The organism is Flavobacterium sp. CLA17, from assembly GCF_013112255.2.
In the GTDB taxonomy this organism is placed as follows: domain Bacteria; phylum Bacteroidota; class Bacteroidia; order Flavobacteriales; family Flavobacteriaceae; genus Flavobacterium; species Flavobacterium circumlabens.
In genome coordinates this window covers 642,499-664,182 of the sequence record NZ_CP068294.1, presented here as the reverse complement: position 1 = coordinate 664,182, position 21,684 = coordinate 642,499, and the positions used below count along the sequence as shown (strand labels likewise).

General features: G+C 34.2%; 13 protein-coding genes. 11 read left to right on the top strand and 2 right to left on the bottom strand.

Annotation, left to right across the window (positions count from 1 at the left end; genetic code table 11):
- The first annotated feature begins 37 nt into the window (after positions 1–37).
- Positions 38–472: a RadC family protein gene (locus tag HAV12_RS02740; RefSeq protein ID WP_171568363.1), complete on the top strand. Its 435-nt coding sequence runs from the start codon at positions 38–40 to the stop codon at positions 470–472.
- Between the two features lie 115 nt (positions 473–587).
- Here the strand turns inward: HAV12_RS02740 and HAV12_RS02735 are convergent, their stop codons facing one another.
- Positions 588–773: a helix-turn-helix domain-containing protein gene (locus HAV12_RS02735; protein ID WP_240345282.1), complete on the bottom strand. Its 186-nt coding sequence runs from the start codon at positions 771–773 to the stop codon at positions 588–590.
- A gap of 149 nt (positions 774–922) precedes the next feature.
- Here HAV12_RS02735 and HAV12_RS02730 point away from each other — a divergent pair, with 149 nt between their 5' ends.
- The 4 genes from HAV12_RS02730 (at position 923) to HAV12_RS02715 (ending at position 4,073) form a co-directional block, all read left to right on the top strand.
- Entirely contained in the window at positions 923–1,327 is a 405-nt protein-coding gene (locus tag HAV12_RS02730; protein WP_171568361.1) for a hypothetical protein, read from the top strand.
- 158 nt (positions 1,328–1,485) lie between these two features.
- A complete protein-coding gene (locus HAV12_RS02725; RefSeq protein WP_171568360.1) occupies positions 1,486–2,130 on the top strand; it encodes a hypothetical protein in 645 nt (214 codons plus the stop codon).
- 149 nt (positions 2,131–2,279) lie between these two features.
- Positions 2,280–3,533, top strand: coding sequence for a hypothetical protein (locus HAV12_RS02720; RefSeq protein ID WP_171568359.1), 1,254 nt, complete (start codon positions 2,280–2,282; stop codon positions 3,531–3,533).
- 3 nt (positions 3,534–3,536) lie between these two features.
- Complete coding sequence (locus HAV12_RS02715; RefSeq protein ID WP_171568358.1) at positions 3,537–4,073, top strand: hypothetical protein; 537 nt, start codon at positions 3,537–3,539, stop codon at positions 4,071–4,073.
- 353 nt (positions 4,074–4,426) lie between these two features.
- Here the strand turns inward: HAV12_RS02715 and HAV12_RS02710 are convergent, their stop codons facing one another.
- The gene (locus tag HAV12_RS02710) at positions 4,427–4,603 is read right to left on the bottom strand and encodes a hypothetical protein (RefSeq protein WP_171568357.1); all 177 of its coding nucleotides are present in this window, start codon (positions 4,601–4,603) and stop codon (positions 4,427–4,429) included.
- A gap of 1,221 nt (positions 4,604–5,824) precedes the next feature.
- Between HAV12_RS02710 and HAV12_RS02705 the strand changes: the two genes are divergently transcribed.
- The 6 genes from HAV12_RS02705 to HAV12_RS02680 all read left to right on the top strand — a co-directional run bounded on the left by HAV12_RS02705 (position 5,825) and on the right by HAV12_RS02680 (position 21,663).
- Positions 5,825–6,187, top strand: a complete 363-nt coding sequence (locus HAV12_RS02705; RefSeq protein ID WP_240345226.1) for an OmpH family outer membrane protein — start codon at positions 5,825–5,827, stop codon at positions 6,185–6,187.
- Complete coding sequence (locus HAV12_RS02700) at positions 6,171–6,773, top strand: hypothetical protein (RefSeq protein ID WP_171568355.1); 603 nt, start codon at positions 6,171–6,173, stop codon at positions 6,771–6,773. Before HAV12_RS02705 ends, HAV12_RS02700 begins: the two co-directional genes overlap by 17 nt.
- On the top strand, positions 6,770–12,400 hold the full coding sequence (locus HAV12_RS02695; protein WP_171568354.1) for a hypothetical protein: 5,631 nt from the start codon (positions 6,770–6,772) through the stop codon (positions 12,398–12,400). Before HAV12_RS02700 ends, HAV12_RS02695 begins: the two co-directional genes overlap by 4 nt.
- Positions 12,401–12,411: 11 nt before the next feature.
- The gene (locus tag HAV12_RS02690) at positions 12,412–16,338 is read left to right on the top strand and encodes a PKD domain-containing protein (protein ID WP_171568353.1); all 3,927 of its coding nucleotides are present in this window, start codon (positions 12,412–12,414) and stop codon (positions 16,336–16,338) included.
- 71 nt (positions 16,339–16,409) lie between these two features.
- Positions 16,410–18,947 carry a PKD domain-containing protein gene (locus HAV12_RS02685; RefSeq protein ID WP_171568352.1) on the top strand — a complete coding sequence of 846 codons (2,538 nt, stop codon included), beginning with the start codon at positions 16,410–16,412 and terminating at the stop codon, positions 18,945–18,947.
- A 67-nt stretch (positions 18,948–19,014) separates the two neighbouring features.
- Positions 19,015–21,663 carry a hypothetical protein gene (locus tag HAV12_RS02680; protein ID WP_171568351.1) on the top strand — a complete coding sequence of 883 codons (2,649 nt, stop codon included), beginning with the start codon at positions 19,015–19,017 and terminating at the stop codon, positions 21,661–21,663.
- Positions 21,664–21,684 lie beyond the last annotated feature (21 nt).

Below are 21,684 nucleotides of genomic sequence, written 5' to 3'. Positions count from 1 at the left end.
AAATAGAGCAGATTTTCTTTTTTCACAAACTCATTTTATGGAAGTCGCAGAAATAAATGTTAGTTATTCAACTAATCAAACAGAAAAAATCATCCTAACTAACTGTAAGCAAACCTTTGAATTTATTTTATCTCAATGGAATATAAATACTATAGAATTTCAAGAAGAATGTAAAGTTATTTTACTTAATAGAGTAAACTGTGTGTTAGGTATATATAATCTCTCAAAAGGAGGAAGTTCAGGAACAGTGGTTGACGTAAGAATTGTTTTAGGTATTGCTCTAAAATGTAATGCATCAGGAATAATTTTGGTGCATAATCATCCTAGTGGGAATCTTAACCCAAGTGAGGCAGATAGAAAAATTACCAGGAGGCTAAAGGACTCTTGCGATTTACTAGAAATTACTTTACTGGATCACGTTGTAATTAGTAAAACAAACTTTTTTAGCTTTACACAAGAAGGTCTTCTTTAAAATTTTCTAATTTCTTATATTTTAGAAATTTTGAATATGTGTAAGTATTTAAACACTTGGACTATTTATTAAATCCTTAAATGTAAATAAAGTAAAGATTAATATTAATAGCTTTTTATTGTTCTGAAGTTAAATTAAAGTTCAGTAACTCTGATGCTTTTACCTCTAGTTTTTGAGAAATCACATAGAGTAAGTAGCTTGAAGGATTTGTATTTCCTGCTTCAATTCTGTTCATATTAGTCCTCTCAATATTACACAAGTTTCCTAATTCAGTCTGAGAAATATTTCGATCTTCTCTCAACTGTCTTATTCTATTACCTAATGCTATTTGAAAATCCTTTTTATTCAACCTTTGATTATTATGAAATCAAAAGTTGTGATATTTGGTAAATTTATTGTTATCAAATATGATACTATGTATATTTGTGACTTAACTTAAACAATTTTAGAATGAAATATAAATCTACACTTTTAATGATTTTATTAAGTGCCACAGTATATTGCCAAAAATATGATGTCTCAAAAACAGAAGTTTTAATTGATATTCAAAATAATACTTGGAGTCAAACAACTGAAAATGCATTTATTGATTCTGTTACCCTCATTCCAGATGGCAGTCTTGAAATAGCTCTTCCTAACAAAGAAACTGTTTTCATATATAAATTAGAGATTTCAAAAAGCACAGATAAAAATGGTAATGAGGTTAAAACCTTTGTACCACCATTGGTAAGAGGTACAAATTCCGAAATTGAAATTACCTTTATTAGCGGCAAGCCTGCTTTTGCATATGGTCATTCAAAAGGTTGGAACAGGAATAAACCTAATGAATTAGTATTTTTTAGGTTCTGGTTCTAATATAATCCCCACTCATTAACAAAATTTATCTTTTGATCATCGACTTAATTATCCCTTTGCCTCCTGGTACTGTAAATATTTTTAAGTCAATTCAAAGAATATTATGCTTTAACATATTTAAATCAAAGTAACAAACCAATTTATACAAATTAAAAACGATGAAAAAAACAATAAAAACTGTACTAGTTTTATTTAGCTGTATCTTACTAACAAGTTGTGCCGTAGGAAGGAAAGTAAAATACAATGACCTCAAATTAGATCTATTTGATATTAAAACAAAAAATTTAGACTTAGCTCTTTTAGATCATAGAGAAGCTGTTATAGATGGCTCAAGAAAACCAGATTTTGTGGGATATATGAGAAGTAATGTTGGAATAGCCTACCCAATAGGTACAGAAAGCAAAAACAGTTTAATGCTAGACTTAACTAACAACATAGTGAATTCATTAAACAGATATGATATCAAAGTAAATGGCCTTTCAACAAAATGGGAGGAAGACGAAAAAGCAGTTAAATCACAATTATTAAACTTACCAGGAGATAAAAAGATTTTTATTGTGTTTGACCAATTAAACACTGATGGTTACATGATTCAATTTTTATACTATAAGATAAACTTATATATTTATGATAAAGATGGTACTCTGCTAAAATATAAATCAATTGATGGCAAAGAAAAACTAGGAGGAAATGTAGCATTTGGTCCAGGCTCGTATAAAACTTATATGCCAAAAGCCATGACAAAATTATTTGAAGATATATTTAAAGATAAAGAAGTAGTTAAATTGCTCAATAAAAGCTAATAACTTAAAAAACCTTATTAATTATAATAAGGTTTTTTTATTTCTAGAAGCTTAAAATGCTTACAGGTAAATAATTGAAAGTTTATCATTTTCACTTACTAATAAAGATATTTGTGTACTTTTAACTTTTTGAATATTACCCTAATCATATGACAAAATTTATAAATACATCTAGTACTAATAATCCATCTGAAAAGATTTCAGCTTCTGTTAATGATTTTCTAGCCAAATTTTCTCCATTAGAAATTATCAAAAACGAAAAAGTCCTTCTGCTTTTTGATGAAAAAAGTCAATCTTTTTATGTTCCTTGTCATCTAAAAGCAATTGATATTCATAAAAAAGCAGACTTTGAAGCTTCAATCGATGATGCAGAAGAAGATGAATTATATAAGTTAAATAGAAATGTAACTGAAAATGAAAGTGCTTATACTACGATGGTTGAAGATTCAAAAGAAGGAAGAACTTTTGAGGATATTGTTGTTGAATATGATACTTCCTACAATCCTTCAATGCCTTTAAAAATATATGGAGGACAACATCGCATAAAAGCAATAGATACGGCAGTTGACTTTCAACCAGAAATATACCATGGTTTTCGTGTTTATTTTGGGTTAAGTAAAGAACAAAAAGTTGAAATAGCAACAATTAACAACACATCTATTGCAGTTTCAAGTGATTTACTTGATAGAATGAAGGAACAGTTGCTAGGAAACGAGTTAAGAGATTTTTGTCAAGAAGTTGGATTGCTGAAGAAAAATGAAGATTTTTCAGATAAAAAAGACTCTGCAATTCCTACTGTAAGAATAGCAAGAACCCTTGTTGTCAACTATTGGAAAGGCAAGAAAAATTCACAAGAAACTTTTCATTTTCCAGTAGTGTGTAAAACAGGGGGGCTAGACGAAGATTATCAAACTACAAGAAAATCATTAAACTGGAAAGATAAAAATTTTATTGAAGCAGGAAAAAGATTTGCTCTATTACATAGTACACAAAGGGCAAAAGTAATGAATCGAAAAACAGACACTGCTGGACAATTTGCAAGTAAGGCACTTTCTTTAACTGTAGTTGCAAGTTGGAGTTATGCTGCTGGATATTATTCACCCAATAAAGTTTTTCAAAATATTTTATTTGGAATTACGGATTCTTTAGGTGCAAATGAGGATCCTCTTAATGCAAAAGCTTTATCTGAAGCCAGACTAAAAGGTATAGATCCTGACACATACAGAGGTTTGGGCGCTAGGACTGGAGAAAGCGAACTCGGTAGAATGCTTGAAGTCTTTCAAGTTCTTGTTGAAAAAGCTACCGAGAAAAAGATTACAAAAAATTTAGCTAATGCAGCTATTCAATCATATGAAGCAAAGAAAGCTACATATAACGCACAAAAGTCATTATCAAAAATTTAGGAAATGTTCGAAGACTATATCCAAGATTCATATACTTTTTATACTCTAGCACTTGAAAAACAAAATAAATTAGAAGAACGGGAAGCAAAAATGTTTTATCGGGCTTCTATATTTTGTGCTGCATCAGCTTTAGAAGCATTTGTTAATTTTATTGGAGATACTATTAAAAAAGGAGATACCTTAGACAGAATTGAAATTGCTTATTTGAATGATAAAGTTTTAGAAATTTCGGTCCCTAAAGCAAAAATTGAAGAAAAGATTAAGTTCAATGCAGTAGATGCAAAAATAAAATTTATTATTAAAAAATTCTCTGTACCAATTGACTTGTCAAACTCTGCCGATTGGTCAAATTTTAACAATTTTAAAGATCTCCGAAATGATCTTATACATCCAAAGTCACAATCGGATGAAAGAACCTTGGTCGATTATCAAAATTCAATTAAAAAAGGATTAAATTCTAATATTGAAATTATGAATCTAATTTCAAATAAAATCTTTAACAAACAGTTGAGAAAAGGACTTTTGGAGTTAAAAATATAATTATTGGTCCTTTATTGAAAACAACAGTAATTTCTAAAAACAATTTTAATAAGGATTTACATTTATTGCAACAATTACAGGCTTACATATTAATGCACTGAAGAATAAATCAACTGAAACAATACTGCAACAAATTCATTTACTAAATGAAATACAATGAAATTGAATATTAATGATTCTTTTAGAATTTTTCTAAATTCCAATGATTAAGGCTAATTGCAAAAGAATGAAAATTAATTATAATTGCCTGGCAGGCAAGAGGTGACCGGTTCGAATCCGGTATTCTCCACATCATTTAAACCCTTGTAAGAACTAATTTTACAAGGGTTTCTTTTTTCTTCCTTTAGGAGCAGCTAGCGTTCATTTGCCGTGCTATCAAAATCCGGTTCGTCTTCTTCTGCTTTCTTAAAATCATTGTTTAAAAATTCCGTCAATTTCTTTTTCTCCTTTTGATTCTTTCTAATCACGAATACGATTAAAACAATTAAAACCGCAACCACAATTCCTAGTATTGTCCAGTTGATTTCCATAACTATAGTGTTTTCATTAAAAGTAAAGTTTTATTTGTCCGGGCATATTATCAAAAGGTTAAGTCTGTGATTCTAAAATCAGAAGTGATCCTGGTTTTGAAAAATTCATTATTATTCCCATTTTAAAACATCCAAAAGAATTGTGAATTTTCTATTAATAAATTATTGAGATTTTTCTTCACAAAGTTACTATTACGTAATTTGAATATTGTTTTTAGATAAAAATTTACATTATAACTTATAAATTTAACCTGTAATTGACAATTTATTAAAACATCTCTTCGTACTTTTGCAAAAAATTTAAGGCCCATAACAGCATATTGTCGTTTAAATCCATACAATCCTGTTTAGGCACTTAAAGTTTAGCTCCTGTAGTAATTAATTATTGCAGTATAAATTACAGCATTGTCAATTAATCTAAAATATAACAGAAGTAAATGGAAACAATCCATTCGTCTTCAAAAAGTAATAAGTATTTGTTTTCTGAATTTTAGTATCATTTTTAAATATTTCTGAATTAGTACACTGAAATTAAAGCATACAACATTCAAACATAAAACACGTACTAAAGCCGTAATCTCAGGATTACGGCTTTTTTTATTTATCTAAATGGTAAACTATGAATTATGTCCTAAAAAGATAGTACATCGTCTTTTCACAATCCTGTTTCCTTATAAAAGGTATATAGGTTAAGAGCGTTACGAGACTATTTCAATTTAAACTTCAGATCAGACAAAATAAAACGGACTTAAAACATATTTTATTTTGTACCCTTTCCATTTTAGAATTATCCGGATCAGGTTGTCATTTGCCTTTCAATTTTCAGTCAACGTCAAACCGAAATATTTATTGCATGAGCCACTTACAACGCAACACATTCATAATTATTGTGTTACAAAAAACCATGTAAGTAAAACGTTACAATATAATGCCATTTTTTATTAATTTATTGAATTAAACACAATAAATCTCACAAGAAAGTTCAAATATTTCACGATTTAACAAAAATAAAATGGGAATTTTCTTTGATAAGAAAAATAAAATTATATTTTTACGAAAAAATTAACAAGTCTTTCCGTGATAAAAAATAAAAGCCGTTTGTTGCTCATTTTCAATTATTTACTAATTTTCTCACTAATATTTTATATTATAATTAGTTCATTTATTTCTAAAACAAAAATTGTTTATGTCAACAACAGCGAGTTGTTTGATGGCTTTGTAATGACTACTGAATTAAAACGTGTTGGAGAGAAGGAATTTATAACCCGAAAAACGGCTCTTGATAATTTATACTCCAAAATACAATCACCATCCATTTCTGCATCGGAAAAAGAGACTTTAATGAATCAGTTTGTTAAAGGAAAAGAAGAACTTCAACAATTCAACCAAATCTTTGCTTCGAATGAATCTGCCAAAATCTGGTCGAGAATACACAGTTACACAGAAGATTTCTGCAAAGAGAACAATTACCAATTAATCTTAGGTTCCGAAAATAAAACGAATGTTTTATATGCCGACGAAAAACTGACGGTAACAAAGGAATTACTTACTTACATAAACAAAAGATATGAAGGACTTAAATAAGTTGTTTTGTATCCTTTTCGTTTTTTTATGTATTTCCTGTAAAAAAGAGACTAAGGAAGATACGAGAAATTCAGAAATCCGTGACCGCTATTTTAACTTAGAAAAAATAGGATGGAAATCTCGTGCCTACACGCAAAAGGTCGATGACATTGGTTTTATTGCAACCGAAGTGCCTATTCAATATTATATCTTAAAAGATTTAGGAACTGAGAATCTTATTTCGGTTGACTCGCTGTATGAAGCAAACAAAAGAGAGCGTATTATAGAATTCACCTTTCAGCAGGACGAAGAGAAAGATTTACTTGAAAAAGAATTTACAGGCATAAACTACACCGATGCCGTAAAATATATGTCTTTCGGACTTAACAAGGATTTTTACGTCGTTACTTCAAAAAAAGACACCATTGCCTGTTCGGGAGTTACCTACGAACGCAATTACAAAATAGCGCCTTATCAAAAAGTTTTACTGTTTTTTTCCGGGATAGATCCAAACGAAAAAATACAGCTCATCTACGAAGATTATCTTTTTAGAAAAGGAACATTAAAATTTCAATTTAAAGACACCTATACTCAAATAGCCTTATGATTCAGCCAAAAATTAATAAGTTTAAAAAAACTCTTGCTATCTACTTAGCGATGATGATTCTTTTGGAAACAATTCAACCAATGCAGATTTATGCATTGACCGGAGGTCCTTCACAACCGGAATTTGAGGCGTTTACTCCTATCGGAACTTCCGATATGGTTGATCTCTCCAGTGGAGACTTCAATTACAACATTCCTATTATGGATGTTGGCGGATATCCGATCAACTTAGCCTATAATTCAGGTGTTGGTATGGACCAGGAAGCTTCGTGGGTAGGTTTAGGCTGGGACCTTAATGTTGGACAGATTTCAAGACAGCTGCGTGGTCTTCCGGATGATTTTAACGGGGATGAAATGACCTATGAAAACAGTATGAAGCCCAATGTAACCGTAGGTTCCAACTATAATATATTTTTTGCTGCCTTTGGTGTAAGTGAAGCTAAGGCAAGTGTTGGAATGGCGATTAAATATAATAATTATGACGGATTCGGAGCTACCGCAAGTGGTGGTATGAGTGTTCAGATTGCCGATAACTTAAGAGTCGGAATGGATTTACAATCTTCTGCTTCTGAAGGCGTTTCTGTATCTCCGAGCATTACACTTGATAATAAAAACAAAAACAGTAAAACACAAGACAACGTTTTAACCGGAAGTCTCGGTGTTACTTACAATAGCAGAAAAGGAGTTGAAGGTATGACGTTGTCAGCTTCCAGAGCACATAAACAGGAAAAGAAGCAAGACCTGTCTGCTGCAGCTGCTGCAACCGAAACAACTGATGCAAAAGCAGGAGCAGATACTCCATCATTTGGACTTGGAGGTTCTATCTCTTTTATCGATGCCTCTTACACTCCAACAAAAAGAGTGGGTATGGTTTCGACTAATTTCATGTTCAATTTAAATTTAGAAGGAGAAATCTGGGGTGTTGAGCCTGGAATGAAATTTACAGGATACAGAACCAGTCAGGGAATCAAAAATTCCGAAAAATATAAAACGGAAAAAGCGTACGGTTACGAAAACACCTACAATGCCGCTACTTCGGACATTCTAGATTTTAACAGAGAAAAAGACCGGACTTTTAATAAAAACACAACTTCATTACCGATCACCAATAATACCTATGACATATACAATATTCAGGGACAAGGTATATCGGGAATGTACCGCCCTTATAAATCACAGGTAGGCTATGTATATGATAATGAAACCAATGATGACAGTGCCGGAGGAACCCTTGGTTTGGAGTTCGGTGCAGGTGGAGGTTTTCACTGGGGTTTTGATGCTACAGCTACAAGAGGAAATAGCAGCTCGGCAGTATGGAAAACATTAAATCCAGCTTTGAACCGATTTAAAGAGAAAAAAGACGGAAACAGACCTGATTACGAAAAAGTATTTTTCAAAAATATTGGTGGTGCTCACGTAGACAAAGAGTTAGATTTATTCAGCACCCAAATGGGAGGCTACGATGCTATAAAATTAGGATTAAGTGGTGGTAAATTTTCAAGACGTACAAATGTAAACTACTCTAAAAACAGCGGGGACATTGCAAATACAGGAATTCTGAAAAGAGAATCTTCCCGTTTGTCCAGAAATCAGTCGATACAAAAATTAACCAAATTGGAAGCCAAAAGATTCGGCTCAAAAAATCAGGCTAGCGAATATGCCAGAGATCATCATACTGCCGAGGTAAGAATTACCAAAGAAGGCGGTGAACGTTACATTTATGGTAAAGCGGCTTATAACGTAATTAAAAGAGAAGTAACATTTGATGTTAGTAACACAAGTAACCCTAACGAAAAAGTTAAATTTGATACCAACCTGGTAGAATACAATCCTGGGGTTGATAATTCTGCCAAGAACAAAAAAGACGGAGATCAGTACTTCAACAGAGTAACTACTCCGGCATATGCGCACTCCTACTTATTAACTTCGGTATTGTCACCGGACTATCAGGATTTAAAAAATGACGGTCCGACAGATGACGATTTAGGAAACTACACCAAATTCGAGTATGAAAACAAAACTCCTGACAGAGACAATTTATACAAATGGAGAATCCCATTCCTGAAAAATCAAGCCAATTACGATGAAGGCTTACGTTCCAGCAGAAAGGACAATAAAGGAAATTATCAATATGGGGAAAAAGAACTTATTTACATTAAAAAAATTGTAACCAAAACGCACGTTGCTATTTTTCACCTTTCTGTGAGAAATGACGGCTATGGTGTTGAGGATGAAAATGGCGGCCTGAGCGATAAAGCTAAAATGTATAAATTAGATAAAATCTCATTGTACTCCAAACCGGAATATTTAGCCGATGGTGACAAAGCCACTCCAATAAAAGAAGCTAATTTCGAATACAACTACAGTTTGTGCCAGGGTATTGACAACAGTATCAACAAAGAAGGAAAACTAACCCTGAGCAAAGTTTACTTTACCTATAAAAACTCTAATATGGGTAAATTTACACCCTATGTTTTTACCTATGGGTTTAACCCACGTTACGACATGAAGGCGTATGACGTATGGGGAAATTACAAACTTCCAAAAGACAAACTGGGTCCTGACACAACATCTAATCTGTCTAATGCAGAATATCCATTTGTGGATCAAAGTAACAGAGCGACTGCAGACGAATATGCCGCAGCATGGCTTTTAAAGTCTATTCACCTGCCATCCGGTGGTGAAATGGAATTAAAATACGAGTCAGATGATTACAGTTCGGTACAAAACAAAGACGTAATGCAAATGTTTAAAGTCGTAGGAAGCGGCCCTAAAACAGGACTTACTCCGTCAAACATTTCTAATACTATTGAAAAGAGAAATCTTGGCGAATGTATTTATGTAGAATTAGATCATAAAATAGATGACAATTTATCTATTAATGACCCGAAAATTCCCAAGATATTTTACGATAAATATATCCGAAATGTCGGAGAGGCATCCAATCCGCTTTACTTCAGGTTCTTATTAAACATGGCCAATCCGAATCCACTACCTGGAATTGACGGAACGGATAAATACGATTATGTAACCGGATATGTCAATATTTCGAAAAAATCAGCCGAAACCGATTATGCTTTTCTGGAAGCAAACGGAAAACAATATGTAGCCATTCCTGTTGATTATGTTGGAAAAGGAGATGGTTTTAATTCAAAATCCCCAGTAAATCCGATTACGAAAGCGGGATGGAATTTTGGAAGACAGCACCTAAACCGATTGGTATACAGTATGAATAATGAAGAAGATACCACCGACCTGAAAAGTATCGTAATGGAACTTATCGGCTTCATACCAACCCTTCTTGATATTTTTAAAAGTCCAAATGCAAAATTGGAACAAAATGGAATTGCATCAAAATTTGTAACCGATAAATCATGGATCCGTTTATTTCAGCCGGAATCCAGAAAAATTGGCGGCGGCAGCAGGGTACATGACATCAGGATTAATGACCAGTGGAATGTTATGACCAACAACAAAGACAAAGAGATTTACCAGCAATCGTATGGTCAGATCTATTCTTACGATACTGAAAACGGAAAATCTTCAGGGGTGGCTACTTACGAACCGTTAGGTTGTAAAGAAAACCCATTTGTAAAACCATTTTATGACGAAAGCAAAAGAGAATTATTACTGGGGCCTGACAGCAGCAATTATGTAGAAGAACCTTTCGGTGAATCTTTTTTCCCTTCTCCTAAAATAACATACAGCAGAGTAACGGTGACCAATCTGCCAAGAGATAAAGAAAATGCGTCTAAAGAGATTACAAGCATCGTAAAAAAACACGCTACAGGATCTGTGGTAACAGAATTTTATACGTCTAAAGATTATCCGACCATCACAGATCGCACGACCCTGTCGTCCAATTATGATAAATCATCAGCCCTGGCGAGCATTCTTAACCTGAGTGTGAAAGATCACATTACCTTATCTCAGGGATTTGCTGTTCACACCAATGATATGGATGGTAAAATGAAAAACCAACGTGTATATGCAGAAGGTCAGACTGATTTTATCTCGGGCGTAGATTACAAATACAAGACCCTGCCGACCAGCAAAACACGCCGCAACAGTCTGGGCAAACTGGACAATACCGTTCAGACTATTGATTCAAAAGGAGTCATAAGTGATAAATTAGTAGGAGTTGATTATGACGTAATTAACGATTTCAGAGAAAGCAAATCGGTTACCGAAACTGCGGGTATACATTTTAACACAGCAGGTCTTCCATTGTTTTTAGTTTTAATTATTGTACCGGTTCCGTTACCGAGTTATTCGAGACACGAAAGTTTAATAAGAACTGCTGTGACTACTAAGGTAATCCATACGACGGCACTTCTTTCAGAAAAAATAGCCTATGACCTTGGTTCAAAAGTATCAACAAAGAACCTTGCGTGGGATGCAGAAACCGGAGATTTGTTACTGACTGAAACAGTCAATGAATACAATGATAAATACTTCAGTTTGAATTTTCCTGCTTACTGGGCGTATGCCGGAATGAGTCAGGCCTCTAAAAATATTGGTTTGGAATGGGATATCACGGCAACAGGCGGTAAATACCAATTGAACGGAACACATCTCGAATCTGATTATCTGATCGATGGTGACGAATTATGGTTAACCGGTTTAGCCCCTGACAAAAAGACGAAAACGCTGATGAAAGCCTGGGCGGTTCATGTAACCGACAGTAACTTTAAACTGATTGATGATAAAGGATTGCTGATCAAACCGGAAGTAATTAATACGGCCAAAATGAAAGTAATCCGTTCCGGATACAGAAACATGCAAATGGCTTCTATGGCAAGTGTGACTTCTATGACGAATCCGTTATACGATTATGATGCGAATAATACCATCGTAAAAGTAAAAGGAAACATCGGGGAAAATCCTTATATGTCTACTACGGCCGTTAACAGAATCGTCAATGCTTCTGCGGTACAATACAATGACAAATGGCCTTCGCAGTGTGAGTGTGATTTACCAAAAATGACTTTTGCCACTAATGGTGAACTGACCTTTGAATACGAGAAAGAAAACAATACGGCTGAGGATGATGATATCTTAAAAAGATCATTCAACCCGTACCTGTACAATATCTTAGGAAACTGGAGAGCCAATAAATCGTATGCGTACCTAACCGGTAGAAATTATACCATCGATCCGACTCCACGTAAAACTGGATTCTTTAATGATTTCTTCCCGTTCTATGTATTTGATACAACTAAAAATACCTGGGGGAAAACAGCTGCCAATTATGACCGATGGACTTTTGCATCGGAAGTAACACAGTACAGCCCTGCCGGACAGGAAGTAGAAAACAAAGATGCCTTAAAACGTTATTCTTCGGCTTTGTATGGGTACAACAATCGTTTCCCGGTTGCTGTAGCTTCAAACACCAAATATACCGAACTGGCTTCTGATGGTTTTGAGGATTATGATTTATCGAACTGTGGAAATGCTTCGCACTTTGACTTCCAGGCACAACTGAAAGTTAACGATGTTTCTGTTTCCGACAAACAATCCCACACCGGAAGAAAAAGTTTGAAAATAGCACCGAGTAAAAAAGCAATTATAAAAAAACAGGTTGTTTCATGTAGTACGCCTACACCTGCTGTAACCGCTAAAAAATAATGAAGAGCCAGATGAAATTAAAATATACATTAGTTTTTACTATAATTAGTTTTTTTATTGCGATTGCGGGGTTTGCTCAGCAGTATAGCGACAAAGAGATTGGGTTTGATGTGGAGAAAGCTACAATTTCTTTGAAAGAGCATGGAATAATGGATCAGCACCTTTCTCAAGAAATTATAATGATGCGTGAAGTACAACTTCGCCAATATTTAGAGATGGTAAAAATTAAAGACGATATTCTCAAAAAGACAAACGCTGAACAACAAATACTAAATAAAACAAATCGTTCTTCTCTTGTTACAGATATTCCTCAAACTGAAAAAGATGCTTTACAAGCTTTTTACAACAGTACTGGCGGAGACAATTGGACAAATAAAACGGGTTGGGACTTTTCAAAGCCAGTTACTTCATGGAATGGAGGTACAGGCTGGTATGGTATTACCGTTACCAATAATCATGTAAGCAGTATTGTAATCTCAAACAACAATTTAACAGGAACTATCCCTGCTGAAATAGGATTATTAAATCAACTTACCGTACTTTATTTAGTCCAAAATAATTTAACCGGAAATATTCCTGGCGAAATAGGGCAATTAACTAAAATTCAAAATATAACTTTAGTACAAAATAAACTCACCGGAAATATCCCTAACACAATAGGATCATTAAGTCAGCTAACTACACTAAATCTAAGTAACAATAATACACTAACAGGAAACATCCCTACTGAAATTGGGCAGTTAAATAAACTTCAATCTGTAGACCTGTCTTATAATAATCTACAAGGAAATATCCCTGCAGAACTCTTTCAATTAACTAATGCTACAAATATAAATTTAAGGATCAACTCCTTGACAGGAAGTATACCTAATAATATTGATCAGCTCACTAATGTTACTAATCTAGATTTTTCAAATAATAAATTAGACGGAAATATTCCTGCTGAAATTGGCCAACTAAAAGGAAAACTAGCTTATCTTTACCTTAATCAAAACAAATTAGAGGGAAATATCCCTGTAGTGTTATATGAATTAACAAATTTGATTTGGTTAAATTTAAGTAATAATAAATTAACAGGCAGTATATCTAATAAAATTGGACAATTAACAAAATTAAGTTTTCTAAGTGTTGGTTATAATACTCTTGAAGGAAACTTACCCGCAGAAATAGGTCTTTTAACTAATGCCGCTCAAATTACATTACATATTAACAAATTAAGCGGACCAATACCCCCACAAATAGGCACGCTAATTAACCTTAATTATCTTACCTTACAGGGCAATCAATTTGAAGGCCCCGTTCCTTCAGAAATCGGTCAGCTTACTAAGCTGGAAAATTTAATATTAGCCGATAATTTATTGACTAGCATACCTGCAGCAATAAATCAATTAAGCAAACTTCGTACACTCTCGTTATCTAGAAATAAGTTAACTGGAGAACTACCAGATCTTACAAATTTAACTTTGTTAAAAACATTCCAATACGATAACAACAATCTTCGTTTTAAAAACTTTATTAATCAATTTCAAACTTATAAAACGAACGTTACAACACATACTTTCTCTCCTCAATCTAAAATCAATAAAGCTGAAAAAATCCCTAAATCAGCAGGACAATCTGTAGATTTAAATATGTTTGCGACTGGTGATACAGAATACTTGCCAAGTGATACCTATAAATGGTTTAAAAATGGTGTAGAAATAGTTGGAGCTGTAAACAGCATTTACACTATTTCAAATTTAACCACTTCTAATGCAGGAGTATATATTTGCAGATCGTATCACACTTCTAGTCCTGATATTTCGCCGTTAGTTTTAGAAAGAGAACCTATTACATTAAGTATAATTAATTGCACTCCGGTTATAGGAACAATAAATCCAACAACTCAGAATACATTTACAAACACAGATGTTAATTTCTCTTTAACAACTACTGCAACAGGATTAACTTATGAATGGACTTTTCAGAACGTAAGTAATTCTACCTCTTTTACATCAAGTTCAGCTACTTATTCTTATCCTACTCCAGGAAGCTACAATGTTACTTTGGTAGTCACAGATAGTAATGGATGTAAAACTACTTTTACTAAAATTATGGAAGTTGCGGCAAAACCGGCTTGTGTCGCTATCGTTGGAGAAATCAAGACTTCCAGTGAAAAAATTATTCCAAATCAAAATGTTACATTTTCGTTTGAAACAGCTGCTACAAATTTTACGTATAATTGGATTTTCTACAATCAGGCTTTTGTTGAAATTGGCCGTGCAGCAACAAGTACAGCAAGCAGGTCTTATAATGTTCCCGGTGACTATTTAGTTGCTTTAGAAATTACAGATCAAAATGGCTGCAAAACGTATAAAGGCTTAACCGTTAAAGTTGTTGCAGATTGTCCCCTTATAGAGGGAGCAATAAAAATGGACACTGAAACTCCTTTCTTATTTACCTATACGACTTTTTCGTTCGAAACTACAGCTACCGATCTGACATACACATGGAATCTTAAGATTCCTGAAAATAGCGGATATTATAATGATCCGCGAGGAGGTAATGCCTATCAAGTTTACCTTCAATATGGAGAAGGAGACTATACAATAATGGTAGATGTTAAGGATTCAAATGATTGCGTAACCCATTTTGAAAAAATATTTAGGCCTACATATGACTGTAAGATGAATTCAGTAACTGGTATTATATATAATCGTACTCATTCTAACTATTATAGTCCGCAGGTTTTAATAAATAAACCAAATGAATTTACATTTTGGCCATACAGCATGTGGAACTTAAGTGATCTGACACTCAATTGGGAATTAACTAAGCTGGACGATACACCGATAACCACTTTTACCGGAGAAACATTTGTTTTCACACCAACAACATCAGATAATTTAAAACTGAAATTAACAATCAAAGACCGTAATAATTGTCCTCATTATTTTGACAGAGAGTTACTAGTTACGGAAGCCTGCGAATTTAGTGGTGAGAATCTATCCGGATCTATTGCCTTCGAAAATGAGGACAACGCTGAGGTTTCAACCATACAAATCAATCAGACAAAAGAGTTAGGATTTCGTCCAGATTACGAAATAACAAGATCTTATACGTATAAGTGGGAAATTTACAATGTCAATGATGAATTGGTGGATTCCGGAAATCAGGAAAAACACTTATTAACATTAACAACAGCTGGATTTTACAAAGTAAATGTAGCTATTGAAAATGAAGCGGGCTGTATTCTTAGTTTCTCGAAACCGGTCAATTGCCTGATTCAGAACTCCTGTACTAATGAAAATCCAAAATCGGAAATTATTAAAGACATCTATCTGAGTGTGTTAAAGAATCTTATCTCAAGATCCCTAACCAAGGAAACAGATGAGCACATTAATGCCAGCAGAGCCACGGATGAATTTACAGCATTAAAACCTTATATCACAAATGGTACAAAAGATAAAATCTATAATTATACCACGGTACGAAATGAACAGGGCAGATTAATTAGTGTTAGGTTCTCTTTTTCACCAGAGAGGGATTATGATGTTCAGATCTTGATGAAAAAAGGATTATGGAATTATGATTCAGATTATGATGGAACATTCACTCAATTTTCTGCAAATATTGCAGCTGAAATTTACATGGACTTAAGTCAGTATAGCTCTTCAAATGAGTATTTGATTTCTTGTTACGTTCAGAATGCCCAGCAAAGTTCTGTTCCAGACCCTGAAAACCCACCGACCCTTCAAAAAGCACAAAAAACAAAAAAGCTAAGTAAGATATCCTTAAATACAAATGACTGTTATAAAGAATCAGAAATTCGATACATCGATTTTTGTCCTGCAGAAGCTTGTCGACCAACCATTGGGGTTATACAAAGTGGATTTAGTTTAGAATATCCATCATCCCAGGCAGATAAGAATTCAAAAAAAACTGGTTCAAAACTATAACTCATTTAAGATAAAAAACATGCTATTGTTTATCAAAAGCAATAGCATAAAAAATAACAGATAACTAGATTATGGTAAACGATCTTAAAATAAAAAAATACTGGATAATCACACTTTGCATGGTGTTTTGTTCATTGGCTTCTTTTGCGCAGGAATGTACCGATTCATGGAATCGCAGTGGTGAAATTTATTTCAAAAATGAGGTATACGGAGATCCTAAAGGAACACTAATCAATACCGGAGTTAACATTACATACGGAAAATATGGAAATCCTATTTCCGGATTGACCTATGAATGGAAGTTATATGACGCCAATGGTACCTTAGTGGATACAGGAAACAGTATTAATTTCCTAATCTTGTTAACCAAAGCAGAAGATTATAAAGTAACCGTAAAGGTTACCAATTCCCAAGGCTGTTCCTATACTGAAAAGATAATCACAGGAAGAGATCCAAATGCCTGCATTGTGCCGGCTGAAGATCGTTTTCAGGGTTCTTTCGATATAGAAACCTATTGGCGTGGAATTCCGGTAAATGTTGAAACACCTCTTAAATTAAGTAATCCTAGCGGGTACAATGAGGCAAACTTTACTTTTAAATGGAAACTGTATAATGCAGCAGGATCATTAATCAGTACAGGTATACAACCGACTTTCCCTGTTACATTTACTGCAATTGAAGAATACAGAATAGAATTAGAAGCGAAAGACCTTAGGGGTTGTATCACTAATTTAACCCAATTAGTAACTCCAATTGAAACCTGTATATATAATGGCGGAGAAAGATCAGGATATATAGCCACAGACAATTCGCCTTACAATAATGGCCTAACAGTTTACGCTAATGAATCTAATAATTTATCTTTTTATTCTAACGGAAAACCATCCGAAAGTTTTACCTATAAATGGGAATTATTTAATGCTAAAGGAGTCTCAATAAGTGCTTCAGAAGGAGCCAATTTCCCTATGACCTTACCTTCAGGGGGAACCTATATGATACACTTAAAAATCACTGATCCTTCTAACGGATGTGAAACGGATATGGTTCAGGGTATTTTATGTTTAATTACAGACTCTTGTACGAATGATAATCCGAAGTCCCAAAAAGTAAAAGCTTTATATGAAGATTTATTAGTAAACCTTATTTCGAGATCTATTCAGGGAGAAACTGATGCGCAAATTAATGCCAGCGCACCTACGGCAGAATTTATTGCATTAAAGCCTTACATCACAAATGGCCGTAAGGATAAAATATATAATTATGTATCAAAATCACGCAATTATACTGAAGTAAGCGGCAGAGAAAAAATTACGGGAGCCCGTTTTTCATTTTCTCCGGACAGAGAATATGATGTTGATGCCGTAATTGGCTGGGGTGTTGGATATGATTCGAAAAAAACAACTATAGAACAGCTTAAAAAAACTATAAGAGATTCCCTTTATACTGATTTTGGTCAATACATGACTTCAGAAGAATTTATAACTTCCTGTAAAAGCAGATACAGTGGAGAAGGAAAGATGAGTAAAAAGAAAGATGGTTCTGATCTGGATTACTGTGATTTTGGTTCGCAAATCAGACATATCGATTTTTGCCCGGGAACCGGTGTTACTTGCGATCCGGCAATAATTGGCTTTATCGATAATCGTTCCCAAACTGTATTTACACATGAGGACGTTTCTTTTAAATTTACTACAACTGCAACTAATTTAACCTATAGCTGGGCTGTCGCATTAGAAAGCGGAGAAATAATTAATACTAGTGATCCTGATATCACCGTCCCCTATATCTATAAATTTAAATATGAGGGCACTTACTTTGTTACAGTAACCGCTAAAGACCCAACAGGCTGCAGCAAAACTTTCAGCCGTCTTATATCGGTTCGTGATACACATTGTGAGAACACGCCCTATACCTTTAAATTTGAAACAGCTGATACGATTTTAAATTATGAATGGAAAGCTACTGATACCAGCGGACATATCGTGAATACGCAATCAAACACAAATGGAACCTATACATTCACACCGACTGAGGCAGGAAATTACGAGATCAGTCTTGCTACGACCAATGCTGAAAATTGTGTAACCGTATTTTCGAAATATGTACAGATAACGAGTTGTGGTGGCAACCCTGTTTCCTGTACCCAGAACAGTTTACTTACACCAAAAGTGCACAGTCTGTTTATCAGTTTAATCAACAAACTGGTTACTACACCAAACGAAACGGACGTCAATAGTTATGCCCTTAATGAGATTATAGCATTGGCTTCGTATACCACAAGTTCAAGAGCCAAAATTTTCAACTTTGTAAATAATAGTACTGCTGTAAGTTTTTCTTTCTCTCAAAATGGAGCTGAAAACGACATATTCCTGCCAAAATCTGCTTCGGGATCAATTTCAGGTATTGATTTAAGTAAGTATTTCGGTTCGCAGGGAACCACTCAGGTCATTACTAATTACAGTGACGGATCTAATAATCCTGCTGGCGGATTTGTCCGAAATATTGACTTCTGCCCTGCTGTCGAATGTTTTCCAACAATTGGTAAAATCAACATTAGTCGGGCAAATGGAGCAAATAAAAGTTCAACAAGCAATCATTCAAAAATATAACTCACTTAACATAAAAACATACTAATTGTTTTAACGAACAAGTAGTTATAAAAAAAGATAATTCATCATGGTAAACAATCTTAAAATAAAAAAATACTGGTTAAGCTCTCTTTGTATCGTACTTTTTTCATTGGCTTCTTTTGCCCAGAATTTAACGGATAAGGAAATAGGTTTTGATGTAAACAGAACAACAGTTTACTTAAAGGGACTCGGTCTTTCCAAGGAAACTATAGCACGCGAAATTGCAATGATGCGTGAGCATCGCCAGAAAGAATTTACCGAAATGAAAAAAGAACAACAGTCCTTTTTTCAAAATATAGCATCAAAAAAAAGTACTACAGGACGCTCCGCCAAAACTAGTGCCGTACCACAAAGTGAAAAAGAGGTCTTACAAACGTTGTATAATGCAACAAATGGTGACAGCTGGACGAATAAAACGGGATGGGACTTTTCGACTGAAGTTACGTCGTGGGATATGAACACCAGAACGGGTTGGTATGGTATTGTAGTGACCGATGGTCATGTTACCTCAATTGTTTTAGGCAGTAACAATCTAAATAATATGAATGTTACCTTTCCTGATCTTCGTAATTTGCCTTTTCTGGAAACTCTAAATCTATATAATAATAGCCAGTTAACCGGACCTTTAACCAATTTTCAGTATTTAACTTCACTAAAAAATATAAACTTAAATTCTTGCCAGTTTACTGATACTCTTTTACCGCTGGCGACCTTAACAAAATTGGAAACATTAATTGTTACCGGTACAACTATTACAGGGACAATACCAGACGAAATATACAATTTTAAAAATCTGAAAGAACTTTCAATACCTAACTCAAATATAACGGGAGGAATTTCTTCCAGACTATCTGAATTGGTCAACTTAGAAGTCATCAATTTACATACAAATCCAAATTTCGGAGGAACTATACCGGATCAAATTGGTAATCTTACCCGTTTAAAACACTTGGATATTAGTGGATCAGGGATAACCGGACCACTACCTGCTTCACTTTCTAATTTAGTTAATCTGGAAGAACTTACTATAGCATGGAATAAAATAGAAGGTCCTATACCGACCGAAATAGGTAATCTAAATAAACTAAACATGATTTGGGCGCAAACAAACAGATTGACAGGAACCATACCGGTCAATATGGGTACTATGCCAAAATTAGTACATCTGTTACTGAGTTCTAATAAGTTAGAAGGGGCAATACCAATTAGTTTTCAATCGTTATCCAGTTTGAATTTTCTTGCAATAGAAGACAATTCATTCTCTAATACATTCCCGGATCTGTCCAATCTTACCAAATTAACCGGGATGAGGATTCAATCGAATAAATTTACTTTTGCAGACTTTGCAGCGCAATACAGTACCTATAAATCACGTGCTTCCATATTTGAATATGCTCCTCAGGCTAAAACTGACGAGGTTTCAACAGTAACAGGATCTCCAACAGGTTCCGTAACGCTAAAAATGCATGAAGATGGCCGATTTACACCTAATCAGGTTTATCAATGGTACAAAGGATCTGCACCAGGTGGTGTTGCAATTCCTGGGGCCACTTCAAGGGAATATACTTTATCTAATTTAAAAGCTGCTGATGCAGGATCTTATTATTGTGTCTCTACCGAACCTCAAATGACAAATACAAGTTCAACAACACAAAATCTGGTTCTAACCCGAAATCAAATTACATTAACCATAAAAAATTGCACTGCGATAGCGGGAAATATCAAAACAACTGCAGAAAATTTCTATCCCAACACAGAAAGCAATTTCACATTTGAAACTACCGCTACCGGTTTAACGTATGAGTGGTCTGTAGCAACAGCGGCTGGAGCTATTATCAATGTGGCTCCATCAAATACAGCCGGATCGTATTCGTATACTTTTTCAGAAGGTGGAGATTATATCATAAAAGTAGTCGCAAAAGATGCTAGTGGATGTACTACAACATTTACTAAATCTATTCAGGTAATTGCCGAAAAATATTGTCTGATAGAGCCCATTAATTTTGCGTTTGAAACTACAACACCGGGGTTGAGTTATACCTGGAACACTTCAGATGCTTCCGGAACTATAGTACATACTACTACAAATTCAACTGGCTTGTACACTTTTACACCACAACTTATTGGAGAGTATCTTGTAGAATTAGTAGTGAATACAGCAAACAGTTGCAAAACATTGCTTGTTAAAAATATTACTGTCGAAGACTGTACTCCAATTGTTTCCTGTACACAGAATAGTTCAATTACACCAAAAGTACACAGCCTGTTTATCAATTTAATCAATAAACTGGTTAGCACACCAAACGGAACGGATGTAAACAGGTATGCCCGTACTGAGATTATAGCATTGGCTTCGTATGCCACCACTTCTGGAACCAGAATTTTCAACTTTGTAAATACCAGTGCTGCTGTAAGTTTTTCTTTCTCTCAAAATGGAGTTCAAAATGATGTACTCCTGCCAAAATCTGCTTCAGGAACGATCTCAGGTATTGATTTAAGTAAATATTTCGGTGCACAGGAAATTACTGAGGTCGTTACCAATTACAGTAATGGATCTAATAATCCTTCCGGAGGATATGTTCGAAATATTGACTTCTGTCCTGCTGCCGACTGTTCACCTACTATTGGTAAAATGAATATTATTTCTGCAAATGGAGCAGGCAAAAGTTCAACAAACAATCGTTCAAAAATATAACGCACTTAGACAGAAACGCTA

Excerpts from the sequence above, each read along its gene's own strand:
- HAV12_RS02740 (WP_171568363.1), top strand. The coding sequence starts at position 38 with ATGGAAGTCGCAGAAATAAATGTTAGTTATTCAACTAATCAAACAGAA.
- HAV12_RS02730 (WP_171568361.1), top strand. The coding sequence starts at position 923 with ATGAAATATAAATCTACACTTTTAATGATTTTATTAAGTGCCACAGTA.
- HAV12_RS02725 (WP_171568360.1), top strand. The coding sequence starts at position 1,486 with ATGAAAAAAACAATAAAAACTGTACTAGTTTTATTTAGCTGTATCTTA.
- HAV12_RS02720 (WP_171568359.1), top strand. The coding sequence starts at position 2,280 with ATGACAAAATTTATAAATACATCTAGTACTAATAATCCATCTGAAAAG.
- HAV12_RS02715 (WP_171568358.1), top strand. The coding sequence starts at position 3,537 with ATGTTCGAAGACTATATCCAAGATTCATATACTTTTTATACTCTAGCA.
- HAV12_RS02710 (WP_171568357.1), bottom strand. The coding sequence starts at position 4,603 with ATGGAAATCAACTGGACAATACTAGGAATTGTGGTTGCGGTTTTAATT.
- HAV12_RS02705 (WP_240345226.1), top strand. The coding sequence starts at position 5,825 with ATGACTACTGAATTAAAACGTGTTGGAGAGAAGGAATTTATAACCCGA.
- HAV12_RS02700 (WP_171568355.1), top strand. The coding sequence starts at position 6,171 with ATGAAGGACTTAAATAAGTTGTTTTGTATCCTTTTCGTTTTTTTATGT.
- HAV12_RS02695 (WP_171568354.1), top strand. The coding sequence starts at position 6,770 with ATGATTCAGCCAAAAATTAATAAGTTTAAAAAAACTCTTGCTATCTAC.
- HAV12_RS02690 (WP_171568353.1), top strand. The coding sequence starts at position 12,412 with ATGAAATTAAAATATACATTAGTTTTTACTATAATTAGTTTTTTTATT.
- HAV12_RS02685 (WP_171568352.1), top strand. The coding sequence starts at position 16,410 with ATGGTAAACGATCTTAAAATAAAAAAATACTGGATAATCACACTTTGC.
- HAV12_RS02680 (WP_171568351.1), top strand. The coding sequence starts at position 19,015 with ATGGTAAACAATCTTAAAATAAAAAAATACTGGTTAAGCTCTCTTTGT.